Annotated in this window: 24 protein-coding genes; 18 read left to right on the top strand and 6 right to left on the bottom strand. The window is 45.6% G+C overall.

The features are described from left to right. Positions 1-77 precede the first annotated feature (77 nt). Positions 78-1199, top strand: a complete 1122-nt coding sequence (gene ald, locus QNH15_RS17555; protein WP_283889503.1) for an alanine dehydrogenase — start codon at positions 78-80, stop codon at positions 1197-1199. Positions 1200-1247: 48 nt separating this feature from the next. Here ald and QNH15_RS17550 read toward each other — a convergent pair whose 3' ends face one another. Further along, positions 1248-2345, bottom strand: a complete 1098-nt coding sequence (locus QNH15_RS17550; RefSeq protein ID WP_283889502.1) for a M24 family metallopeptidase — start codon at positions 2343-2345, stop codon at positions 1248-1250. Positions 2346-2544: 199 nt separating this feature from the next. Here QNH15_RS17550 and QNH15_RS17545 point away from each other — a divergent pair, with 199 nt between their 5' ends. The 3 genes from QNH15_RS17545 to QNH15_RS17535 all read left to right on the top strand — a co-directional run bounded on the left by QNH15_RS17545 (position 2545) and on the right by QNH15_RS17535 (position 4942). Beyond that, a complete protein-coding gene (locus tag QNH15_RS17545) occupies positions 2545-3222 on the top strand; it encodes a metal-dependent hydrolase (protein WP_283889501.1) in 678 nt (225 codons plus the stop codon). Positions 3223-3282: 60 nt separating this feature from the next. Next, entirely contained in the window at positions 3283-3540 is a 258-nt protein-coding gene (locus QNH15_RS17540; RefSeq protein WP_283889500.1) for a hypothetical protein, read from the top strand. 85 nt (positions 3541-3625) lie between these two features. After that, the gene (locus QNH15_RS17535) at positions 3626-4942 is read left to right on the top strand and encodes a DRTGG domain-containing protein (RefSeq protein ID WP_061972499.1); all 1317 of its coding nucleotides are present in this window, start codon (positions 3626-3628) and stop codon (positions 4940-4942) included. Between the two features lie 45 nt (positions 4943-4987). Here QNH15_RS17535 and QNH15_RS17530 read toward each other — a convergent pair whose 3' ends face one another. After that, positions 4988-5290 (bottom strand): YtpI family protein, encoded by a 303-nt coding sequence (locus QNH15_RS17530; protein ID WP_129480266.1) that lies wholly within the window; start codon positions 5288-5290, stop codon positions 4988-4990. Positions 5291-5387: 97 nt separating this feature from the next. Between QNH15_RS17530 and QNH15_RS17525 the strand changes: the two genes are divergently transcribed. After that, positions 5388-6338 carry a DHH family phosphoesterase gene (locus QNH15_RS17525; protein WP_283889499.1) on the top strand — a complete coding sequence of 317 codons (951 nt, stop codon included), beginning with the start codon at positions 5388-5390 and terminating at the stop codon, positions 6336-6338. 106 nt (positions 6339-6444) lie between these two features. On the opposite strand, the gene QNH15_RS17520 is transcribed toward QNH15_RS17525, so the two are convergent. The 3 genes from QNH15_RS17520 to QNH15_RS17510 all read right to left on the bottom strand — a co-directional run bounded on the left by QNH15_RS17520 (position 6445) and on the right by QNH15_RS17510 (position 7583). Continuing rightward, a complete protein-coding gene (locus QNH15_RS17520) occupies positions 6445-6627 on the bottom strand; it encodes a YtzJ family protein (RefSeq protein ID WP_061972502.1) in 183 nt (60 codons plus the stop codon). Positions 6628-6748: 121 nt separating this feature from the next. Then, positions 6749-7252 carry a sporulation membrane protein YtrI gene (ytrI, locus tag QNH15_RS17515; protein WP_283889498.1) on the bottom strand — a complete coding sequence of 168 codons (504 nt, stop codon included), beginning with the start codon at positions 7250-7252 and terminating at the stop codon, positions 6749-6751. Position 7253: 1 nt separating this feature from the next. Then, on the bottom strand, positions 7254-7583 hold the full coding sequence (locus QNH15_RS17510) for a YtrH family sporulation protein (protein WP_061972504.1): 330 nt from the start codon (positions 7581-7583) through the stop codon (positions 7254-7256). 118 nt (positions 7584-7701) lie between these two features. On the opposite strand from QNH15_RS17510, the gene QNH15_RS17505 reads away from it, so the two are divergent. The 8 genes from QNH15_RS17505 to QNH15_RS17470 all read left to right on the top strand — a co-directional run bounded on the left by QNH15_RS17505 (position 7702) and on the right by QNH15_RS17470 (position 18362). Then, complete coding sequence (locus QNH15_RS17505) at positions 7702-11091, top strand: DNA polymerase III subunit alpha (RefSeq protein WP_283889497.1); 3390 nt, start codon at positions 7702-7704, stop codon at positions 11089-11091. A 167-nt stretch (positions 11092-11258) separates the two neighbouring features. Further along, the gene (gene ystJ, locus QNH15_RS17500) at positions 11259-12497 is read left to right on the top strand and encodes an NADP-dependent malic enzyme (protein ID WP_061972506.1); all 1239 of its coding nucleotides are present in this window, start codon (positions 11259-11261) and stop codon (positions 12495-12497) included. A gap of 25 nt (positions 12498-12522) precedes the next feature. Continuing rightward, positions 12523-13152, top strand: coding sequence for a FadR/GntR family transcriptional regulator (locus tag QNH15_RS17495; RefSeq protein ID WP_283889496.1), 630 nt, complete (start codon positions 12523-12525; stop codon positions 13150-13152). 32 nt (positions 13153-13184) lie between these two features. Next, the gene (gene accD / locus QNH15_RS17490; RefSeq protein WP_283889495.1) at positions 13185-14039 is read left to right on the top strand and encodes an acetyl-CoA carboxylase, carboxyltransferase subunit beta; all 855 of its coding nucleotides are present in this window, start codon (positions 13185-13187) and stop codon (positions 14037-14039) included. 2 nt (positions 14040-14041) lie between these two features. Next, positions 14042-15019, top strand: a complete 978-nt coding sequence (locus QNH15_RS17485) for an acetyl-CoA carboxylase carboxyltransferase subunit alpha (protein WP_283889494.1) — start codon at positions 14042-14044, stop codon at positions 15017-15019. Between the two features lie 116 nt (positions 15020-15135). Beyond that, on the top strand, positions 15136-16095 hold the full coding sequence (pfkA, locus tag QNH15_RS17480; protein ID WP_061972510.1) for a 6-phosphofructokinase: 960 nt from the start codon (positions 15136-15138) through the stop codon (positions 16093-16095). Between the two features lie 42 nt (positions 16096-16137). After that, entirely contained in the window at positions 16138-17889 is a 1752-nt protein-coding gene (gene pyk, locus QNH15_RS17475) for a pyruvate kinase (protein WP_283889493.1), read from the top strand. 77 nt (positions 17890-17966) lie between these two features. Further along, positions 17967-18362 carry an FxsA family protein gene (locus QNH15_RS17470; RefSeq protein WP_283889492.1) on the top strand — a complete coding sequence of 132 codons (396 nt, stop codon included), beginning with the start codon at positions 17967-17969 and terminating at the stop codon, positions 18360-18362. 202 nt (positions 18363-18564) lie between these two features. Here the strand turns inward: QNH15_RS17470 and ytvI are convergent, their stop codons facing one another. Further along, positions 18565-19677: a sporulation integral membrane protein YtvI gene (gene ytvI / locus QNH15_RS17465; RefSeq protein ID WP_283895625.1), complete on the bottom strand. Its 1113-nt coding sequence runs from the start codon at positions 19675-19677 to the stop codon at positions 18565-18567. Positions 19678-19725: 48 nt separating this feature from the next. Here ytvI and QNH15_RS17460 point away from each other — a divergent pair, with 48 nt between their 5' ends. The 5 genes from QNH15_RS17460 to QNH15_RS17440 all read left to right on the top strand — a co-directional run bounded on the left by QNH15_RS17460 (position 19726) and on the right by QNH15_RS17440 (position 24458). Continuing rightward, positions 19726-20184, top strand: a complete 459-nt coding sequence (locus tag QNH15_RS17460; protein WP_061972513.1) for a DUF441 domain-containing protein — start codon at positions 19726-19728, stop codon at positions 20182-20184. 189 nt (positions 20185-20373) lie between these two features. After that, positions 20374-21489 carry a citrate synthase gene (gene citZ / locus QNH15_RS17455; protein WP_283889491.1) on the top strand — a complete coding sequence of 372 codons (1116 nt, stop codon included), beginning with the start codon at positions 20374-20376 and terminating at the stop codon, positions 21487-21489. A gap of 105 nt (positions 21490-21594) precedes the next feature. Further along, positions 21595-22866, top strand: coding sequence for an NADP-dependent isocitrate dehydrogenase (icd, locus tag QNH15_RS17450; protein ID WP_283889490.1), 1272 nt, complete (start codon positions 21595-21597; stop codon positions 22864-22866). Between the two features lie 86 nt (positions 22867-22952). Then, a complete protein-coding gene (gene mdh, locus QNH15_RS17445) occupies positions 22953-23894 on the top strand; it encodes a malate dehydrogenase (RefSeq protein WP_061972516.1) in 942 nt (313 codons plus the stop codon). 87 nt (positions 23895-23981) lie between these two features. Beyond that, a complete protein-coding gene (locus tag QNH15_RS17440; protein ID WP_061972517.1) occupies positions 23982-24458 on the top strand; it encodes a MaoC/PaaZ C-terminal domain-containing protein in 477 nt (158 codons plus the stop codon). Positions 24459-24461 lie beyond the last annotated feature (3 nt).

The raw sequence follows: 24461 nt of genomic DNA, 5'->3' as shown, positions 1-24461 counted from the left end.
TTTTGCTCGAATGCTAAGACTAGACATTGATACGTTTTTACATAAATAATCATTGGTCTCAAAGAGGAGGATGGAAAATGAAAATCGGTGTTCCCACAGAAGTGAAAAATAATGAGAACCGTGTTGCGATGACGCCGGCCGGTGTATTGAACCTGGTGGCATCCGGGCATGAAGTGTATATTCAGAGCGGTGCGGGTGAAGGATCTGGCTTTCATGATTCTGAGTATGAAAAAGCGGGAGGAACGATCGTTCAGACGGCTGATCAGGCCTGGGCCATGGACATGGTGATGAAGGTAAAAGAACCGCTGCCTGAAGAGTATATTTATTTCAGGGAAGGACTGATCTTATTCACTTATCTTCACCTTGCGCCAGAGCCGGAACTGACAAAAGCACTGATTGATAAAAAAGTAGTGGGCATCGCCTATGAAACCGTACAGCTGCCAAACCGCTCACTTCCCCTTCTCACCCCGATGAGTGAGGTGGCAGGGAGAATGGCGGCGCAAATCGGCGCACAGTTTCTTGAAAAGCCAAAGGGCGGAAAAGGCATCCTGCTTGGAGGAGTTCCAGGGGTGAAACGCGGAAAGGTAACCGTCATCGGCGGCGGCGTAGTTGGAACAAACGCTGCAAAAATAGCGATGGGGCTTGGAGCTGATGTGACCATCATCGATTTAAATCCTGAGCGGTTAAGACAGTTGGATGACATCTTTGGAGCAGAGATTAACACCCTGATCTCCAACCCGTTAAACATCGCTCTCTCTGTAAGTGAATCCGACCTGGTAATCGGCGCTGTATTGATTCCGGGAGCTCGGGCGCCCAAACTTGTAACAGAGGAAATGATCAAATCCATGAAGCCGGGGTCGGTCATTGTAGATGTAGCCATCGACCAGGGGGGTATTTTTGAAACCGTTGATAAAATCACCACCCATGATCATCCGACGTATGAAAAACACGGAGTGGTTCATTACGCGGTCGCCAACATGCCGGGAGCGGTCCCGCGGACATCAACGATGGCGCTTACAAATGTCACCGTACCTTATGCGGTCCAAATCGCAAATAAAGGGTACAAAGAAGCCTGCCGGAAAAATGAGGCTCTGCTTAAGGGGATTAATACACTTGAAGGCTATGTGACATACGAAGCGGTGGCAGAAGCGCACGGTCTTGAATATAAGTCGGTTCATGAGTTTATTGATAAAGATTGATACAAAAGAAAAACAGCGAATCCATCTTGGATCCGCTGTTTTTTCTGATTATTTTACAATCACAAGTTCTTTGGTGAATTGTGTAAGGCATTCGTGGCCGCTTTCTGTAATGTAAACATCGTCCTCGATCCTTACACCACCCACATCCGGAAGGTAAATACCCGGCTCGATGGTATAAACCATTCCTTCAGCCAGTTTTTCGTTATTTTTTTCGTTCATGGAAGGGTGCTCGTGAACGTCAAGTCCAAGCCCATGACCGATGCGGTGAGGGAAGTAGTCGCCGTATCCCGCTTCTTCGATGACCCGTCTTGCAGCAAGGTCTAGATCACCCACGCGCGTTCCCGGTTTGCTCAGATCCAATGAGGCCTGCTGGGCTTTTTTCACCACTTCATAAATTTCTTTTTGCTTTTCGGAAAGCGACTGGTAGGCAACGGTCCGGGTAATATCCGAGCAATATCCGTCAACCACCACTCCAAGATCAAAAAGGACAAAGTCTCCTGGCTGGATTTCTTTTAATCCGGGATTGCCGTGTGGCATCGCGGACTTTTCACCTGCCAGAATGGTTGTGGAAAAGGACATTTCTGCCGCCCCTTTTTTCTTGAGTGCATATTCCACTGTAGCGACGAGCTCAAGCTCTGTTACTCCTGTGCCTATGGCTGCGATTCCTGTTTCTATGCCAAAGTCGGCCAGACGTGCTGCTTCGCGGAGAATGGAAATTTCATCTTTGCTTTTGACAAGCCTCATGGCATTCAGCTCATGCTCCACGGACACAAGGGATGCGTTTGGAAACAGATTTAACAGCTGCATACCGCGATGATAGGAGAGATGCTCTTTTTCCACGGCAATGGATTCCACAGAAGAAATGCCGCGGCCGGAAATGGCTTCCGAAATCATTTCCCATGGATTATCCGTGTCGGAAAAGCCCAGAATCTCATGCTTCCATCCTGCATTTTTTGCCTGTAGTACTTCCATTCCTGGACAAATGAGAACGGGCTCTTTATCCGGAAATACAAATACACCGAGCAAGCGCTCGTGAGGGAAACAGCGAAATCCCGTTAAATAATAAACATTGGCGGTTGAAGTTACAAATGCGCCTTGTATGTTTTGCTCTTTCAGCCAGGTTGAGAGTGCTTCGATTTTTTGCATAATGTATCTTCCTTTCCTATGTATGGCTATTCATTGATATTTGAAGTACGCTTTCAATGTATCACTTCAATGGGGGGTTGTAAACGAACCGCCTCTGTAAAAGTCCGTTTAAGATCTGTGAAAACAGGTAATGAGAAGGAAATGAAGGCTGTAATTGCGAAATGAATTACAGATAACCATTAAAGGAGATGTTGAAGTAATGAAATTAACGTTCCATGGACAATCTGCACTAGAGATTACCACTGAAAAACATTCCATATGGGTTGACCCTTTTATTTCAGGCAACACCTTTTGTGATGTGGAGATTGGTGACGTAAAGCCTGATGTTATTCTTCTGACCCACGGACATAATGACCATGCCGGTGATGCAGAGGAAATTGCCAAACGGAATAACAGCCTGATTGTAGCGCCGTTTGAGCTGGCCGAATATTTTGGTACCAAGGGCTTGAACGTTCATCCCATGCATATTGGCGGCGGCTGTCAGTTCGAATGGGGATATGTAAAGTGGACGCAGGCTTTCCACGGATCCAGCTTTACCGAAGAAGACGGAACGGTTGTCTATACAGGCATGCCGGCGGGACTTCTCTTTACATCAGAAGGAAAAACGATTTATCACGCAGGCGATACGGCCTTGTTCTCGGATATGAAGATGATCGGCGAACGCAATGATATTGATGTGGCCTTTTTACCGATCGGGGACAATTTCACGATGGGGCCAGAAGATGCGGCAACCGCGTCGGAGTGGCTTAATGCGAAATTGACAGTGCCTATTCATTACAATACGTACCCTGTGATTGAACAGGATCCCGACAAGTTTGTCGCATCTTTAAAAGGAGACGGCAAGGTCCTTAAACCGGGAGAATTTATTGAACGATAGGATACGCTCTGCTTCTGCCTCCTTGTCAACATGCATAGCATTAGACAAGGGGGTTTTTTTATGATGGCCAATCACACCATGTTTAAAGCACTTTCTTTATTGGCGCTGCTGGTTTACGGTATTCCGCATTTGAATTTTTCTCAGACAGGAAGTCCGGCTTTTGTTTTCTCGGTTGTTTGGCTCGGTTTCGCACTTGTGGCATTCATAGCACAGACGAAGAAATTATGGATGACGCTGGATTTTGTTCTTGAACTGCATCAACGACCAAAAGGTGATAATGCCGAGCATTCCGGGCAGTCCTTCCTGAAGAATCATTGAGTTTCTGTTTCAATGTCTGTATAATCTGTATTAATCAACTATAGTAGAACAGATAAAACAGAAGCCAGAAGGAACGGTGGATAACGTGGCTACCAAACATGAACAAATTATTGAATACATCGAATCCCTTGAAATCGGCTCCAAAATTTCTGTACGGCAGATCGCCAAAGCGCTTTCCGTAAGTGAGGGCACTGCCTACAGAGCCATTAAAGAAGCTGAGAATCAAGGTGTGGTCAGCACAATTGAACGTGTTGGAACCATCCGTATTGAGCGGAAATTGAAGGAAAATATTGAAAAACTGACCTTTGCCGAGGTGGTTAACATTGTGGACGGCCAGGTGCTCGGCGGCAGAGAGGGATTACATAAAACACTAAACAAATTTGTCATCGGCGCGATGAAGCTGGATGCCATGATGAGATACGTGGATCCGGGAAGCCTCCTGATTGTCGGTAACCGTGAAAACGCCCATGAATTGGGACTGAACTCCGGGGCAGCTGTACTCATAACTGGAGGGTTTGATACAACAGATGAAGTGAAACGGCTGGCGGATTCCCTGAAACTTCCTGTTATTTCTTCGAGCTATGACTCCTTCACCGTGGCGACCATGATCAACAGGGCGATTTATGACCAGCTTATCAAAAAGGAAATCGTACTCGCTTCGGATATACTGATACCGGCAGAAAAGACCCACCTGCTCACCACGTCAGATAACGTGGAAAAATGGTACGAACTCAATCAGAAAACACAGCATAGCCGTTATCCGGTCATTGACAGCCAGATGAAAGTGGTTGGCATCGTAACGTCAAAAGACATCATTGGTATGGAGCGGTCTTTAATGATCGATAAGGTCATGACCCGCTCACCCATTACGGTCACCCATAAAACGTCTGTTGCTTCCTGCGCTCATATTATGATTTGGGAGGGCATTGAGCTTCTGCCAGTGGTGAACAACGCACAGAAGCTGCTCGGGATTCTGACGCGGCAGGACGTATTGAAATCCATGCAAATGATCCAGAAACAGCCTCAGGTCGGGGAAACCTTTGACGATTTGATTACCGCCTCCATTACGGAAGTCAAAGACGGACAAGCTCCAAGGTACAAGTTCGGGGTTACCCCGCAAATGACCAACTACCTCGGGACCGTTTCATACGGCGTCATGACAACCCTTGTTATTGAAGGAGCCAGCCGCGCCCTAAGAAAGATTAAAAAAGGGGACATCGTGGTTGAGAACCTGACGTTTTATTTTATCAAACCTGTGCAGATGGAAAGTACGATCGAAATCGTCCCGCGCGTACTCGAAGTCAGCCGGAAGTTCGGAAAAGTGGATGTGGAATTGTATCATGAGGGTGCAGTCGTGGGTAAAGCCCTTTTGCTTGCCCAGTTGATCGGACATCGCTCCTAACGAAAAAACGGCTCAGGATCATCATCCGCTGAGCCGCTTTTTATATTAAGACTGTGCGTTTTGTGCTTCTTCTATGGCCAAAGGCAGAAAATGCTTGTACATTTTATAGCCCGTAACCAATAAAAACAAGCCGTAAACAGAAAAAATGATAGCAATCCAAAGCTGGATTTTATCTTCGACCATGGTGAACTCGTTCAAACCGAATGAAAGTAAGAAGATACCAAGTGCCATTTTGGCTTTGGTACCAATCCAGTTTTTTTCATAAACTGCTCTGGAACGGACTTCTTTTACTTTATAAAAAATGTAAAATGAAAGAGAAACTACAATCAGGATAACAAATAACGGCATATGTCTTCTAACCTCCAAGTTCGTTGTCCATCTCCATTGTAATGGTTGATGAGAAGAATTGCCATATGGTTAGTCAAAGAAAAGGGGAGAGAATTCAATGAAAGACGCTATTCTTGAAACGATCAAAAGCTACAATAAAATCGTCATCCACCGCCATATCCGTCCGGACCCTGATGCGCTTGGTTCCCAGGGTGGCCTTGGAGCCATTTTAAAAGCCAGTTTTCCAGAAAAAGAGATTTACCTGGTGGGGGAAGAAGATCCAGCATTAACGTTTTTGGTGCAAATGGATCAGATTACAGATGATACCTATAACGGTGCGCTTGTGATTGTATGTGATACGGCAAATTCCCCGCGAATCAGTGATCAGCGATACTCGCTCGGCGACAAACTGATTAAAATTGATCATCATCCCAATGAAGAGCCATATGGTGACCTTGTCTGGGTGGATACAAGTGCCAGTTCTGTCAGTCAGATGATTTTCGAGTGGTTCGAGCATGAAAAAGAGAATGGTCTGATTCTGAACAAAGAGGCTGCCCGGTTGTTGTTTGCGGGTATAGTAAGTGATACCGGACGATTTTTATACCGGAATACTACAGACAGAACTTATTATGCCGCAGGAGAGCTTGTGAGGAAAGGAATTTCAACAGGCGAAATCTTTGAAAATCTGTATAAAGTGAAAGAAAGTACGGCGAGATTGAATGGCTATGTTCTTCAAAATTTTACTGTGATTGACGGCATCGCCGGTTACATTCATCTGCCGAAGGAGACGCTCGAAGAGTACGGCGTAAGTGTGAGTGAAGCCTCCCAGCTCGTGAACGCGTTTGCCAATGTGGAGGGAATTGTGGCGTGGGTGTTTTTTGTGGATGAACCCAATCAGATTCGTGTCCGCCTTCGCTCAAAAGGTCCGGTGATCAATCAATTGGCAATGAAATACAACGGTGGCGGCCACCCGATGGCTTCAGGAGCAACGGTTTACAGTGAAGAAGAAACAAAACAAGTTGTTTCCGATTTGGTAGAACTGTGCAAAGAGTTTGTAACGGGCCGCTAAACCAGCAGGATGACATAAAGAAAAAACAGCTCGATGCAACTGCCCCTGGTAACAGGTCAGCAGTTCAACGGCTGTTTTTTGTTTGCTATGCACGCATTTAAACCCATTAGGATTTCTCGGGAATAAACCAGGAGCCAAGGTCTGTTGTGTCTTCGTGAACAGGAATATTCAGCTTCATCAGTTCTTTTTTGATGAGTTCTGCCACTTCTTTTGTTTCTGCAAAAGCAGAAAAGCCATTCTGGATTTTTTTGACTTGTTCACGAGCGATTTCTTTACGGTTAATAATCAAGCGAAATACCCCCTATTCTTTCTTGCTTTCTTTTATTGTAAACAATCCGGTATCAAAAAGCCAACAGATTATTTGAATTGTCAAAAAACAGGAAATACGAATTATTTTTGGGATGAGCAGATTATCCTTCGGGAATGATTTTTACGTGAACCTCGAGTGTCGTGAACAAAAAAAGATAAGTAACAATGACTTTGTAGCTTTCGCCGTCGACTTCATACCCTTTGTTTTCAATAGCCTTGTAAAGGAGCATACGGGTTTTATCGACGGATTCAATATCTTCACCGAGGAGGTTTTCCAGCTGATCCTGTACGGATTCTGATATTTCGTAGACTTTGAGCTGCGGCAGTCTGAGTGTATCATTGTTCGTTACGTATACTTTTATTTTCTGAACCCTTAATTGCTTTTCGTTTTCCTCATTGCTTTTTTCATAGGTATCTTTCCATTGGGCGATTTGTTCTTTAAGGTCAGCGATATGGGACGCTTGATTCTTGATGGTGCTGACATAATGTTCTACCGTCAACCCATACTGTATTAAAAAGAAGACCCATCCCAGTATAATTCCAAGCATCATCCCGGCAAAAAAGCGCTGATATCCTTTTCGGTTAAAAAAAGGGGGGATTCTCATCTCAGTTCAGATTCTCCTGTGTCAGCCATTGCAAAAGAAGCATGGCGGTATTGGCTCCGGCCATGGCGATAAAGATGATAATCAGCTGTTTAATGATTTCGTAGGTTGCACCATTTAAAAAGCTTCGTTCAAAATTCGTAATGGTGTCAAACGTACCTCCCATTGCAGCCACGATGGCCCAGATTTTCAGTTTTTTTGCAAGATCCACTGTCTCCATGAGAGGGGCTTTCCCGACCAGGAAGGCGGCGAGGCCGCCGATAATGGCGCCACCGAGAATGACGCCGAAAGCGATAAAAAAGGTAATGATAATACTTGAAAGAAACTCTCTCACACGTCACTCCTCCTTTTTTATTATTATTATGGACACGCTCTGCCGAATATGCTTATTTTCTAAAGGAGGCACGGATGTACTATAATAGAAGACAAATGAGCGATAAGGAAGTGATGCAATGACATTTGTTCCGTTGCATATACATACAGAATACAGTCTGCTTGAAAGTTCCAGTCGCCTGAATTCCCTGGTGAACCGCGCAAAAGAGCTCGGGTACAAAGCGCTGGCGATTACGGACAAGCTGAATATGTACGGGGTGATCCCCTTTTATAAAGCCTGTAAAAAGCAGGGCATTAAGCCGATCGTTGGCCTTGAGGTCACCATTCTTTTAAACCCGGTGTTCGATACAAGAAAAAGACCGGAAACCGGCAAGCTGCTTCTTTATGCACGAAATGAAGAAGGCTATATGAATCTTTTGAAAATCAGCACAAAGCTGATGAAAGACCCGGCTTCTTTTCCAAGTCTGCAAAAAGATGTGTTGAGCGCAAATAAAGAGGGGCTGCTCCTCATCTCTTCCGGAACGGAAGGAGAAGTGCAGCAGCTGATTCTCCAGGGAGAAAAGGAGAGAGCGAGGGAAGTTTGCCGGCTTTATCAAAGCTGGTTTGGTCCACACGTTTACCTCGGGGTGGAAGACCATGGAACCGGGAAAGAAAAAAATATCAATTTTGAGATGGAGCAGCTCTCCAAAGAGGAAAACATTCCACTTACCGCTGCACATGAAATCTATTATGTGAAACCGGAAGAAGCGGAATCGCAGGAGGTGCTGCTCTGTATTAAAAACGGTCATAAGCTTGGGGATTCGGATAGGGAAATGCTGCCGACCGATGAGTTTTACCTGCTGTCACCCGATGAGATGGAAACCCGGTTCAGCCACCTTCCAGATGCTTTGGCTGCCTCAGAAAAAATTGCGTCTGAGTGCAATGTCGATCTTGTATTCAATCAGCAGTTGATTCCTAAATATCCGCTGCCCGAAGGAACAGCATCCACCGACTACCTGAAGACGATTTGCCTGAAAGGCGCGGCTGCCCGATATGGGGAACCGGATGCCAGAGTTCTTGAACGGCTGGACTATGAGCTCGACATTATCCGGAAAATGAAATTTGATGATTATTTTTTAATTGTCTGGGATTTTATGAGATTTGCACATCGTTCCGGCATGATCACAGGACCCGGACGAGGGTCGGCGGCAGGCTCGCTTGTCGCTTATGTGCTCTATATTACCGAAGTGGACCCTATTGAGCATGATCTGCTATTTGAACGGTTTCTTAATCCGGAACGTGTAACCATGCCGGATATCGATATTGATTTTCCGGATGTTCGAAGAGATGAAGTGCTTCAATATGTGAAAGAGAAATACGGAGAAGAACGGGTCGCTCAAATCATCACGTTTGGAACCCTCGCGGCCAAAGCGGCAATCCGTGATACGGCCCGGGTGCTTAACCTCCCGGGGAATCTGGTGGACTCGGTTTCCAAACAAATCCCCTCACGCCCGGGTATGACACTGGCACGGGCAACAGAAGAGTCGTTTGGGCTTCAAAAGCTGATGAATGAAAATCCGACTGTGAAAAAACTGATGGACGTGGCTGCTACGCTTGAAGGCTTGCCGCGCCACGCTTCCACACATGCAGCCGGGGTTATCATAAGCGGTCGGCCACTTACGCATTATACTCCCCTGCAAACCGGGCATGAAGGCATATCTCTTACACAGTACAGCATGGAATGGCTTGAGGAGATCGGATTGCTTAAAATGGATTTTCTCGGCTTGCGAAATTTAACGTTGCTGGAGCAAATCTGCACGCTCGTTGAAAAGGGTACAGGAACGACCGTCCATCTGGGCAGCATTCCGTTTGATGATAAGGCAACCTTTGAAATGCTGGGCAAAGGCGATACAACAGGGATTTTCCAGCTGGAATCTGACGGAATGCGAAGAGTCCTGCAGCAGCTGAAGCCAACGGAATTTGAAGATATTGTCGCCGTGAACGCGCTTTACCGGCCGGGCCCAATGCAGAATATTCCGGATTATATTGAGGGGAAGCATGGGACGCGAAAGGTACAATACCGGCATCCGGATCTTGAACCCATTCTAAAACCAACCTATGGCGTTATCGTGTATCAGGAACAGATCATGAAAATCGCCTCAAAAATGGCAGGCTTTTCTTTGGGTGAAGCCGACCTGCTGCGGCGGGCCGTAAGTAAAAAGAAGCGGGATGTGCTTGATCGGGAAAGAGAGCATTTTGTTAAAGGCTGTCTTGATCATGGGCATGACCAGGAGACGGCGAACGGCCTTTATGATCTCATCGTCCGGTTTGCCGATTATGGATTTAACAAAAGCCATGCGGTCGCATACAGTGTTATCGCGTATCAGCTGGCCTATTTGAAAGCCAATTATCCGCTTTACTTCATGGCGGCTTTGTTGTCCAGTGTAACGGGAAATCCTGAAAAAATTGAACAGTACCGGAAAGAATGTACAGAAAAGAAGATACAGGTGCTTCCGCCCTCGATCCGACACAGCTTTCTCCATTTTACTGTGGAAGGAGATTGTGTTAGATTTGGTCTGTTGTGCATAAAAAATGCAGGTTATCAAGCAATCAAGCACTTGATTGAAGCAAGGAGCAAGCATCCGTTCACTGATTTGTTCGATGTTTGTGCTTATTCGCCCGCCAGGCTGGTGAATAAGCGGACACTTGAATCCCTGATTTTTGCCGGAGCATTCGATGATTTTGGACAGGATAGGGCTTGTCTTCTGGCTACTCTGGACCGGGCCATCGAGTATGGAGAAAAAATTCAGGCGTACCGGGAAGAAAATCAGATACAGCTGTTTGGGGAACACGACAGCATAGAGAAGCCCGGCTATGTAGAAGTGCCTCCGTTCAAGGAGGCGGAACGTCTGAAGTTCGAGCATGAAGCCCTTGGCTTTTACCTTAGCGGCCATCCGCTGAAAAAGTTTCAGCGCATAATGGAACAGTATGGGCTCCTTTCCATCAGTGAAGCGTCAAACACCCCGGCGAAGTCCAATGTGCGCCTTGGCGTCATGATCACGAAGGTAAGAGCGATTAAAACAAAAAAGGGAGACCTGATGGCTTTTATTTCGGGAAGTGATGAATCGGGAGAAATGGAATTTGTGGCTTTCCCGAATGCCTATAAAACCTATCATGACCTTTTTCAAAAAGGAGCTTTCCTCTTGATTGAGGGAACCATGGAGGAAAAGAGCGGGTCAAGGCAGGTTTTGATTAATAAAGCCGGCCTCCTTTCGGACGTCAGTGAAAGAAAACAGCCTTCCGGGGAACAAATTTTGTATCTCAAACTTCAAAAGAACCTTTCTCCGGCCGTGCTGAGCCAATTAAAAGCAAAGCTGAATACGAGCCGGGGAGAAGCCCGGGTGATTCTGTATTATGAACAGGATCGAAAAAGCATGAAGCTGGCACAGTCAGTCGCTCCAACCCATGAATTTTTGTCAGAAATCAGGGGGCTGATTGGTGCAGAAAACGTGGTGTTAAAAGGAAGGTAATGTCTTTACAGCTTGCCTTCATCTGTTATAATAAATAGGTCAATGGTGGTCAGACCACCAAAAAAGGCTGATAAAATATACTGGATATTTGCACCGCTTTGAAACAGACATTGCTTCACCAATTCTTTTTATGCTAACTTAATTCATTAAAATTAGGAGATGAACGGATGTCTATATTACGAGAAGAAGCACTGCACATGCACAGAGTAAACAAAGGGAAACTGGAATCAACTCCTAAAGTTCCGGTAAGAAATGCAAAGGATTTAAGCCTTGCGTATTCTCCGGGAGTCGCAGAACCATGCAAAGATATCTATGATGACAAATCCAAGGTCTACGAATATACCATGAAGGGCAATACTGTTGCTGTAGTTTCCGACGGTACGGCTGTTCTTGGACTGGGCAACATCGGACCGGAAGCGGCCATGCCTGTTATGGAAGGAAAAGCTGTTCTTTTTAAGAGCTTTGCCGGTGTGGATGCGTTCCCGATCTGCCTGAATACAACGGATATCGATAAAATTGTTGAAACGGTTAAGCTGCTCGAGCCTACCTTTGGCGGAGTTAACCTGGAAGACATTGCGGCTCCAAATTGCTTTTTGATAGAAGAACGATTGAAAAAAGAGACGAATATCCCTATTTTTCATGATGACCAGCACGGCACGGCAATCGTTACACTTGCAGGCCTTGTTAATGCTTTGAAGCTCTCAAACCGTCAGATGTCTGAGATCAAGGTTGTAGTGAATGGGGCAGGTGCTGCCGGAATCGCAATCATTAAGCTTTTGGACCGCTTTGGTGTAAAAGACATTGTAATGTGCGATACTAAGGGTGCGATTTATGAAGGTCGTCCGTTTGGCATGAACAGCGTAAAAAGCGAGGTTGCTAAATTTACCAACCGCTCCAAAAAGGAAGGAACCCTTCAGGAAGTAATCGCCGGCACCGATTTGTTCATCGGCGTGTCAGTTGAAGGGGCATTAACGGAGGAAATGGTTCGCTCCATGAATGAAAACCCGATCATCTTCGCCATGGCGAATCCTACGCCTGAAATTATGCCTCGAAATGCGAGAGAAGCAGGAGCTATGGTTATTGGGACAGGCCGTTCCGATTTTCCAAACCAGGTAAATAACGTACTTGCTTTTCCGGGGATTTTCCGAGGTGCTCTTGATGTCCGGGCAACCCACATCAATGAAGAGATGAAGATCGCTGCGGTGCATGCCATTGCGAACCTTGTGGCAGAATCAGAACTGAATCCTGATTATGTTATTCCGGCACCATTTGATCCACGTGTAGCACCAGCAGTTGCCGCAGCAGTGGCAAAAGCGGCTATGGAAACTGGTGTTGCCAGAATCAAAGCGGATCCCGAAAAAATCGCTGAAAAAACCATGCAGCTTTCATTGATTGGTAAGGAATAAGCGATTCTCGAGGGAGGCTGGACAGTTGTCAGGCACATCTGAAAAGGTCTATGTTGAGATCATAAAAAAGATTAAATCCATTATTGAAGAAGACGATCTGCAAGCCGGTGATAAACTTCCGTCGGAGCGAGAGCTTACAGACCGCCTGCATGTTGGGCGCTCCTCTGTAAGAGAGGCGTTGCGTTCACTTGAGCTTCTGGGGCTTATTGAAACCCGCAGAGGTGAAGGGACGTTTATAAAGCCTGCCACGGGCCACCGGCTTGTGGAGGTTCTTGCTTCTTTTATTTTGCACGATCAAAAGGCCAGGCAGGATCTTCTGGAAACCAAGTCTATTATTATCAGAGATTGTATAGAATTAGCTGTACAGAGAGTTCGTCCAGAGGATATTGAGTACCTGAATGGCCTCATCCGGGAGATCGAACGCACGGAGCATGAGAGAGATCTGCGGCAGCTGATTCTCTTGTTCCAGGAATCTGTCATCAAATTATGCAATAATCATTTGCTGTACAGGCTGTGGGTTGAGTTATCAGACTACGGACTGTCAGTTCATCAACATTCATTTCTTCTTCATTCAGGGGATTGCTCGCAACTATTGGAGCACTTAAAGAACGGGGACAGCAAGAATGTAATTCAGCTAATGTCACAGACGATGTGAGATTAAGTTTACACAGTATGGGTGGTGTTATTTTGTTAAAGGATTTTTTCGCCAAGAAGAAGAAATATGCCACGATTCCTACCGAAAAAATGAAACAGGATGTGCCTGAGGGACTGATGACCAAGTGTCCCGAATGCAAACACATCATGTATACAAAAGAGTTAAAGAAAAACTTGCTTGTATGCCAATCCTGTCATTATCATTATCCGATGTCTTCCTTCGAACGAATTGGAAGTCTTGTGGATGAAGGCAGTTTCACAGAATACGACCGGAACATGATATCGGAGAATCCGCTGGAGTTTCCAGGATATCTGGAAAAATTAGAAAGTGACAGAATGAAAACAAAAATCAATGAAGCGGTTGTCACTGGAGACGCGACCATTAATGAAAATCCAGTTGTTATTGCCGTCATGGATTCGCGTTTCAGAATGGGCAGCATGGGCTCTGTGGTTGGAGAAAAGATCACAAGAGCTATTGAGCAGGCTATAGAGAAAGAGCTTCCGTTTATCATCTTCACCGCTTCCGGTGGTGCAAGGATGCAGGAAGGAATCCTGAGCTTGATGCAGATGGCCAAGACGAGTGTTGCACTTAAAAGGCACAGTGACCGCGGGCTGCTGTTTATTTCTGTCATGACCCATCCGACAACGGGCGGGGTATCTGCAAGCTTCGCTTCTGTTGGAGATTATAATTTTGCAGAGCCTAAAGCGTTGATTGGCTTTGCCGGCCGCCGGGTCATCGAGCAGACAATCCGCGAAGACCTGCCGGAAGATTTCCAGACGGCAGAATTTTTGCTGAAGCACGGTCAGCTTGATAAGGTTATACCAAGACATGAAATGAAAGAAACACTGACAAATGTATTGAAAATCCACTCAGGAAGGAGGGTATAGACATGGTTGGAGAGTTGGAGTTCGAACGTCCGATTACAGAACTGAAAAAGAAGATCGCAGAACTTAAATCGTTTATGGATGAAAAGGGAATTGACCTAACCGATGAAATCACTTCACTTGAAGAAAGGCTGAGCGCTCTTCAAAACGATACGTATGAAAATATGAGCGCATGGGACCGTGTTCAAGTTGCCCGCCATCCTGAGCGTCCGACAACCCTTGATTACATCTCTTATCTTTTTAAAGATTTCATTGAATTGCATGGCGACCGCCTCTACGGAGAAGATGAGGCGATTGTCGGGGGAATTGGCATGTTCCATGACCAGCCCGTTACTGTGATTGGACAGCAGCGCGGTCGTGACACAAAAGAAAACATCAGACGCAACTTCGGCATGCCGCATCCGGAAGGATACCGCAAAGCCCTTCGTTTGATGAAGCAGGCAGAGAAGTTCTCACGCCCGGTTATTTGCCTGATGGATACAAAAGGAGCATTTCCCGGGAAGTCAGCTGAAGAAAGAGGACAGAGTGAAGCCATTGCCAGAAACCTGGTGGAAATGGCGGGTCTTCATGTACCCATTATTTGTATCGTTATCGGTGAAGGTGCAAGCGGCGGAGCCCTTGGCATCGGAGTAGGCAACCATGTTCACATGCTGGAAAATTCCTGGTACTCTGTTATTTCACCTGAAGGTGCGGCTTCTATTCTTTGGAAGGATTCCACAAAGGCCAAACTTGCGGCAGAGTCGATGAAAATTACAGCTCCGGATCTGAAGGAACTCGGAATTATCGATGAAATGATCCCCGAAGTTAAAGGCGGAGCACATCATGATCCGGCAGAACAGGCGAAGCGAATCGAAGCGGTTATTCAGTCATCGCTTGAAGAACTGATGAATTTGTCAGAAGAAGAGCTGGTGGAACAGCGCTATGAAAAGTATAAAAATATGGGAGAATTTACGTTTGTAAACGATTCCATTGCTGTAAAATAAGGAATGTGCTTTCTCTGTGACGAGAAAGCACATTTTTTGTCGTTTGTTGTCTATTGTGTTGAAGTTTTGAACATGATATTTTAATAAGATGAGAATACATGAGAGGTGGAAGCTAAATGAAGCGAATTGGGGTTCTTACGAGTGGAGGAGATTCACCAGGTATGAACGCTGCCATTCGTGCTGTAGTTCGTAAGGGGATTTTTCATGATCTTGAGGTTTATGGCATCTATAATGGTTACGCTGGCTTGATTGCGGGTAATATTACTAAATTGGAAGTGGGCTCTGTGGGAGATATTATTCACAGAGGCGGCACCATGCTTCGTACAGCAAGATGCGAAGAATTCAAAACGTCTGAAGGACAGGCTAAAGGTATTGAGCAGCTGAAGAAATTTGGCATCGAAGGTTTGGTTGTCATTGGAGGAGACGGTTCTTTTCAAGGAGCGAAAAAACTCTCCGAAGCCGGGTTTCCAACGATTGGTTTGCCAGGAACCATTGACAATGATATTCCCGGAACCGATTTTACGATTGGATTTGATACAGCATTAAATACTATAATTGAAGCGATCGATAAAATTCGAGATACTGCAACTTCCCATGACAGAACCTATGTCATTGAAGTTATGGGGCGCGATGCAGGGGATCTGGCCTTATGGGCAGGTCTTGCTGACGGTGCAGAATCCATTCTTATACCTGAAGAACAGCATGAAATTGATCACATTATCAACCGTCTGCAGCTGGGCATTGACCGCGGTAAGAAACACAGTATTATCATTGTGGCTGAAGGCGTCTGCAGCGGTGTGGAAATCGGAAAACAGATCGAAGAAAAAACGAACTTGGAAACACGGGTTACGGTGCTGGGACATATCCAGCGCGGCGGATCACCAACCGCATTTGACCGTGTACTTGCAAGCCGTCTGGGCGCCAGAGCCGTAGAGCTCCTGCTTGAAGGCAAAGCCGGGCGTACCGTTGGTGTGCAGAAAAACGCCCTGGTGGATCATGACATCACGGAAGTGCTGGCAAGCAAACACCATCTGGATCAAGGAATGTACCGTCTGTCTCAGGAACTATCAATCTAATTTTACATTGCATGAACAAGTGCAAAACACAGGAGGAAGACCATGCGTAAAACAAAAATAGTCTGTACTATCGGACCTGCAAGCGAGAGCGTTGAGAAACTGACTCAACTGATCGATGCAGGTATGAATGTGGCTCGACTTAATTTCTCTCACGGAGATTTTGAAGAGCACGGAGCACGTATTATTAATATCAGGGAAGCAGCTGGTAAGCTGGGAAAAACAGTTGCCATTCTTTTGGATACAAAGGGGCCTGAAATTCGTACACAGACATTGGAAGGCGGAGTGGCAGAGCTTCAAGCAGGAGAAGAGCTTGTCATTTCCATGGAAGAAGTCATGGGTACGAATAAAAAAATCTCAGTAACATATCCTGGCCTTGTGGACGATGTTCATGTAGGTTCCAAAATTCTTTTGGATGATGGCTTGATTGAGCTGGAAGTTACAAAAATCGGAGCCAAAGAAATCACAACAAAAATACTTAACAGCGGAACGCTAAAAAATAAAAAAGGGGTTAACGTCCCAAATGTCAGCGTTAAGCTGCCAGGTATTACGGAAAAAGATGCGAAGGATATCGAGTTCGGTATAGAACAGGGAATTGACTTTATTGCTGCCTCCTTTGTACGTCGTGCCACGGATGTGCTAGAGATCCGCGAGATTCTTGAAAAGCACAACGCCCCAAGCATTCAGATCATTCCAAAGATCGAGAACCAGGAAGGTGTCGAAAACATCGACGAAATTCTTGCTGTATCTGACGGTTTGATGGTTGCCCGCGGTGACCTTGGCGTGGAAATCCCTGCTGAAGAAGTTCCGCTAGTGCAAAAAATGCTCATTAAAAAGTGTAACGAGCTTGGAAAGCCTGTCATTACGGCAACGCAGATGCTCGATTCCATGCAGCGTAATCCTCGTCCAACACGTGCGGAAGCGAGTGACGTGGCCAACGCGATTTTTGATGGCACAGATGCCATTATGCTTTCCGGAGAAACAGCAGCCGGAACTTATCCGGTTGAAGCAGTACAAACCATGCACAAGATTGCGAACCGTGCCGAAGCCTCTCTTGAATACCGCAATATCCTGTCACAGCGAAGCAAAGAGAGCAAAACAACGATTACAGATGCGATTTCTCAATCTGTATCCTTTACTGCTCTTAATCTTGAAGCAGATGCCATCATCACAGCAACCGAGCGCGGTCATACTGCAAGAATGATTTCCAAGTATCGTCCAAAAGCTCCTCTTGTTGCGGTAACAAGCCACGATGACGTGATGAGAAAGCTTGCTCTTGTCTGGGGAGTCTATCCGGTAAAAGGCAAAAAGGCAGAAACAACAGATGAAATGTTCCAGATTGCTATTGACTCTTCCATTGAAAGCAACCTTGTTACTCATGGCAGCATTGTGGTGATTACAGCTGGTGTTCCTGTAGGAAAAACCGGATCAACCAACCTTCTTAAGGTTCATGTAATCGGCGATGTACTTGCCAAAGGTCAGGGCATTGGACAAAATTCCGCTACCGGGAAAGTTGTAGTGGCAAAAAACTCCACTGAAGCTTCCAAAGTTCAGGAAGGCGACATCCTTGTAACCATCGGTACTGACCGTGAAATGATGCCGGCGATTGAAAAAGCAGCTGCTATTATTACCGAAGAAGGCGGGTTAACAAGCCACGCTGCGGTAGTGGGGATCAGCCTTGGAATTCCTGTTATCGTTGGTCTTCAGAATGCCACAGAAATTTTAAAAGACGGCCAGGAAATTACCGTGGACGCTTCCAAAGGCGACATTTACGACGGGCGTAAAAACGTACTATAAGATATGCAAATAAGAGAGGGATTCTTGTCCTTCTCTTTTTTTATAAACAAAAAGTGTGATGGTAAAGGAGCACCTTTATGTTCAGGATTTTATTTTTATTGTTGCTGATCGTACCCGCTGCAGAAATTGTAATTTTGGTATGGGTGGGCCACCAAATCGGTCCACTGCCCACGTTTATCCTCATTGTCCTCACCAGCCTGCTTGGCGCATGGCTGGCCAAAAAAGAAGGGCTGCATGCTTTGAGGCTTGCACAAACTCAGCTGCAGAACGGGCAGGTTCCCGGCTTTGTGCTTATTGACGGCATCTGTATTCTGGCGGGTGGTATATTTTTGTTCACGCCAGGCTTTATTTCAGACCTTATCGGTGTGCTTCTGCTCATCCCGCCGACCCGGGCGGTGGCAAAAGCCTGGCTTTTGCGCTATTTTCAGCGAAAAATCAAATCCGGGCAATATCATTTCTATTGGAAACGGTAAAAGAGCATCCATTTTGGACGCTCTCTTCTTTTTACGGGGAGTAAAACCGATGGCTGAGAAGAGATTTTTCTAAATACCCGCGAAAACATGGGATTTACCTGCCATTTTGCCCATTTCACCCGTAAAAACCTGATTATGGTCAACTTGCGGCTCGAGATTGCGAGTCAAGTCCTCCAATGCTTTTCGTCTCTGATCGGGCGTGTCAGCTTTTCCCTTTGATAAACGCATAGATTTCGTGGAAAAACTGGGCTTGATGGAGGGCGCGGATGATGACGAGAAAGGCAGGTCCAATTAACAGCCCAAGAAAGCCAAACCACTGGTATCCGGCAAAGAGGGCAATCAGGGTAGCGAGAGGATCGAGTCCGATCGTGGAGGACAGAATTTTAGGTTCTGCCAGCTGGCGCTGAATGATCACAACCCCATACAGGATGGAAAGCCCCACGGTCAAAGGATAGTCGCCTGATACAAAGGTATACGCAATCCAAGGCATAAAAACCGCTCCTGTTCCGAGGTAGGGAAGAAGGTCAACGGCACCAATCAAAAGTGAAATGGTAATGGCGTATTCAATCCGCAGCAAAAGCAGACCGATTAGAACAATACAGGCTGTCATTGAAATCAGTGTAAACTGGGCCTTTGCAAAACCGAACAACGCCTTTCTGAGCTCCAGATAGACGGTCCGTGTGCTCGCCATCCACTTGTCCGAAGAGATTTTTCGCAAATACCGGGAAAAGCGGTACCAGTCCTTGCATATAAAAAAGGCAGCCAGTATGGAAAAAACAAAAACGGTCACAAACGTGGGAAGGCTGACGACCAGGGCGGAGACGATATTCACGGCTTCTTGTGCGAGCTTGGAAACCGTTGTGGTAATGTGGGTACCGATGGCGTCAATATTCTTCATGATCGTTTGCTGATGGTCGTCTTCAAGGTTGTTGAACATGGCGTTAATATCATTATAAAAGGGCAAAATTTTTGTTTTGAAGCAGATCTCTATATACTGCACAAGTTCCTTGCTGTAATCGGGAAGAACATGGGCCAGGTACGCCAACCCGGTGAAAATTTCACGGACGAGCAGCAGGATGATGCCGGCAGCCGCTCCAATCAGGAGCAGCAATGCCGCAAAGACAGCCAGCGCCCTCGGCATTTTCCCCTTTTCCTCCAAAAAGTTAACAAACGGATTAATCACCATGGCGATGATTCCCCCCAGGATAAAAGGATAGGTTACTTTGGAGAGAAAAAAACAGCCTACTAAGACGAGGGCAAATAAACATACTATGAGAAAGAAACGAAATATACGGTGCAGATAATCATTGTTCACCATTTCCACCACTTCCTGTCCATTGCTTACTACGAAAGAAGGTATATTATGCAGTCCACTATATTTTTGGTTATTTTGCTCATCATAGGAGTAATCGCGAAGAACCAGTCGCTGATTGTAGCGCTGGCGGTATTGCTTGTCCTGAAATTCACCGGGATTGGAGACAAGGTTTTCCCGCTGATTCAACAAAAGGGAATAAACTGGGGAGTCACGATCATAACCATTGCTGTTCTTGTTCCCATTGCAACCGGCGATATCGGATTCAAGCAGCTTCAGGAGGCAATGAAGTCTTCCTTCGCCTGGATTGCCTTACTTTCGGGAATATTTGTCGCACTTATTGCTTCTAAAGGAATCATCCTTCTCCAGGAGGATCCGCATATCACAGCAGCTCTTGTTTTCGGCACTATCCTCGCTGTAGCATTCCTGAACGGCGTTGCCGTAGGTCCGCTTATCGGAGCAGGAATTGCTTATTTCGCCATGAAGATTGTCGAATATTTCACTGCATAAAGAAGGAAAAAGGGCTTAAGCATTCACAAAGTACTATTTATTGTTTATAATTGACTTATATGTACCAATTCCTTTAAATAGTCTACATTTCTTAATAGGCCAGAAATGTAAGCTCTTACTTATAAGAGTTTTTTGGTATTGTGCTTTTCTATTAAAGGAGAAAGAGATTCTAGAAAGGGAGAGATAACCATGACAGCAACAAGAGGATTAGAAGGTGTAGTAGCTACCACCTCATCTGTCAGCTCAATCATTGATGATGTACTGACATACAGAGGGTACAGCATCGATGATCTCGCAGACCATGCAACATTTGAGGAAGTAGTGTATTTATTATGGAATGGCAAACTTCCTAACGAAAGAGAACTTGAACAGTTTAAAGCAGAGCTTGCTGAACAAGCGACTGTATCTGAAAATTTAATCAACCAATTGAAATCGCTTCCGCTAAAAGGGGTACATCCGATGGCGATTCTGCGTACAGCTGTCTCTATGCTAGGCATGTATGACGACGAAGCGGAAGATATGTCAACAAAAGGAAACTACAAAAAAGCGGTAAAACTTCAAGCGCAGATTTCCACTGTGGTTACAGCGTTTGCAAGAATAAGGGAAGGCAAAGACCCTGTTGCTCCGCGCAAGGATCTAGGCTTCGCCGCCAACTTCCTGTACATGCTGACTGGCAATGAGCCGGATGAAGTGGCAGTGGAAGCGTTTAATAAAGCGCTTGTTCTTCATGCAGACCATGAACTGAATGCATCCACGTTTACAGCACGTGTAGCGGTTGCCACGCTTTCTGATATGTATTCTGGTGTTACTGCTGCAATCAGCGCCCTTAAGGGACCATTGCACGGCGGTGCCAACGAGCAGGTTATGAAAATGCTCAGCGAAATTAAAGAAGAAGAAAACGTTGAAAGCTATTTAAGAAACGCAATTGACAACAAACAGAAGATCATGGGCTTCGGACACCGTGTATATAAGAGTGGTGACCCGCGCGCCAAGCATCTTCGTGAGATGAGCAAGCAGTTAACGACAACAACAGGCGAAGAAAAATGGTATAACATGTCTGTGAAGCTTGAAGGATTGTTGAAAGAAGAAAAAGGCCTTCTTCCAAATGTTGACTTCTATTCAGCAAGTGTATATCACAGCCTTGGAATTCCACATGATATCTTCACACCGATTTTTGCAGTAAGCCGTGTATCCGGTTGGATTGCTCACATTCTTGAGCAATATGAGAATAACCGCCTGATCCGTCCGCGTGCAGATTACACCGGGCCTTCCATGCAGAAATACACACCGCTTGCCGAGCGTTAAAAAAAGATGGTGAGAAGAGGGCTTCCTCTTCTCATTTGAACGGTATTTTAGTAGGATAGAAAAGTAAGAGTTTTTGGATAGATTACAGATAGGAGGACAAGCAACATGTCAAACGGAGAGCGTATTACAGTAGATAACGGGGTATTAAACGTACCAAACCATGCAATTATTCCTTTTATTGAGGGAGACGGGACAGGCCCTGACATTTGGGCGGCAGCATCTCGTGTATTGGAAGCAGCAGTAGATAAAGCATATAACGGTGAGAAGAAAATTGTCTGGAAAGAAGTTCTTGCCGGAGAAAAAGCATTCAACGAAACTGGGGAATGGCTTCCAGCTGAAACACTTGATGTGATCCGCGATTACATAATCGCTATTAAAGGACCTTTAACTACACCGGTTGGCGGCGGAATCCGTTCATTGAACGTAGCACTTCGCCAAGAGCTTGACTTGTTTACATGTCTTCGTCCGGTTCGTTATTTCAAAGGTGTTCCTTCACCGGTTAAACGTCCAGAAGACACAGATATGGTTATCTTCCGTGAGAACACTGAAGATATTTACGCTGGTATCGAGTATGCAAGCGGTTCTGATGAAGTGAAGAAAGTAATCTCTTTCCTTCAAAACGAAATGGGAGTTAACAAAATTCGTTTCCCAGAAACTTCTGGAATCGGAATCAAACCAGTTTCTTCAGAAGGTACAAAGCGTCTTGTGCGTGCTGCTCTTCAATATGCAATCACTGAAGGCCGCAAGAGCTTAACGCTCGTTCACAAAGGAAACATCATGAAATTTACAGAAGGTGCTTTCAAAAACTGGGGTTACGAGCTTGCTGAACAAGAGTTTGGCGATAAAGTATTCACTTGGGCTCAATACGACCGCATTGTAGAAGAGCAAGGAAAAGAGGCAGCGAACAAAGCACAGGCTGATGCAGAAGCTGCAGGAAAGATTATCGTTAAAGACTCAATCGCTGATATCTTCCTTCAGCAAATCCTTACTCGTCCGGCAGAATTCGATGTTGTAGCAACAATGAACCTGAACGGTGACTACATTTCCGATGCACTGGCTGCACAAGTAGGCGGAATCGGAATCGCTCCTGGAGCCAACATCAACTATGAAACTGGACATGCGATCTTCGAAGCAACTCATGGTACAGCTCCTAAATATGCTGGTTTGGATAAAGTTAACCCATCTTCTGTTATCCTTTCTGGTGTGCTCATGCTTGAACACCTTGGATGGAATGAAGCAGCTAAACTTATCACGAATGCTATGGAAAAATCCATTGCAGAAAAAGTGGTAACCTATGACTTCGCTCGTCTGATGGACGGTGCTACAGAAGTAAAATGTTCCGAGTTTGCTGACGCATTGATCAGCAAGATGAAATAATAACAAAAGGCCCCGACTTCCGGGGCCTTTTGTAAAATTTAACGAGCTGCAGGACAGAAACCTGAATACCTTGGAGGGATAATAGAATGGCAGTGAATTCGCGCAAAAAGATTTCGGTCATCGGTGGAGGATTTACAGGAGCAACTACTGCATTTATCGCAGCACAAAAAGAACTTGGCGATGTGGTTCTTGTTGACATCCCACAAGCTGAAAACCCTACGAAAGGCAAAGCGCTGGATATGCTTGAAGCAAGTCCGGTACAGGGGTTTGATGCCAACATTATCGGTACTTCCAACTATGAAGATACAAAAGATTCCGATGTGGTGGTCATCACAGCCGGTATTGCACGCAAGCCCGGCATGAGCAGGGATGATCTTGTCAACACGAATGCAAACGTCATGAAAAGTGTTACACAAGAGATTGTGAAGCATTCACCTAATGCCGTTATCATTGTTTTAACCAATCCGGTGGATGCCATGACCTATACCGTATTGAAGGAATCCGGTTTCCCGAAAAGCCGTGTGATCGGGCAGTCTGGTATCCTTGACAGCGCCCGCTTCCGTACCTTTATCTCACAAGAGCTTAACTTGTCTGTAAAAGACATTACCGGGTTTGTCCTTGGCGGACATGGAGATGACATGGTTCCGCTCGTTCGTTACTCTTACGCAGGCGGTATTCCGCTTGAAAAACTGATTCCTCAGGAGCGTCTGGATGCCATCGTGGAACGTACACGCAAAGGCGGAGGAGAAATTGTTAATTTGCTTGGAAATGGCAGTGCCTATTATGCACCAGCGGCATCTATGGTTGAAATGGTGGAAGCTGTTCTTAAAGACCAAAGGCGCGTTCTTCCATCCATCGCTTACCTTGAAGGTGAGTACGGCTATCAAGGAATCTGTCTTGGAGTACCGACCATTATTGGAGGAAACGGACTGGAAGAAATCATTGAACTGGAACTTACAGCAGATGAAAAAGCCGCTCTTGACCGTTCGGCTGAGTCTGTAAAAGCAGTCATGAACGTGCTTGCATAATGATAGAAGATTCGGGACTTCCCGAATCTTTTTCTGACACCAAAAATGTAAGCGTTTACTTTTTAATTCGGGGAAGGGGTGTTCTATATGCTGCTTGGAAAAAAACGAAAACTGGGCAGAAAATTAGAAGAAATCAAAACAGGTGAGAAGCTTGAGTTGTCTGAAGCGATAGAAGATAAAGATCTCCTGTTATATCTTGGACTTACCAACGATAATAATCCTTTATTCATCCAGCATGACTATGCATCTATGACGCCTTTCAAAAAGCCAATTGTTCCACAAATCATGCTGACGGGAATGGTAACCTCGGCCATATCAAAGTATTTGCCGGGACCAGGAAGCAGTATTAAAAAACAATCCCTTACCTTCATTAAACCCGTTCACCATTATGGAAAAGTACATTTTCTCTTCCAGGTGACCGGCATCAACGAGGCAGCCCATTCTATTACCATGTCGGTGGAGGGCAAAAATGAAAAGAACGAAAAGGTGCTTGAAGGAGAACTTGAAGTTTGTCCTCCCTATGCTCCAAAATCGATTACTTCCCATACCTTGGAAAATTTCTGAGGA

This window comes from Fictibacillus enclensis, from assembly GCF_030123385.1.
GTDB lineage: Bacteria > Bacillota > Bacilli > Bacillales > Fictibacillaceae > Fictibacillus_C > Fictibacillus_C enclensis.
The sequence above is the reverse complement of the archived record's forward strand: the minus strand, read 5'-3'. Positions and strand labels throughout refer to the sequence as shown.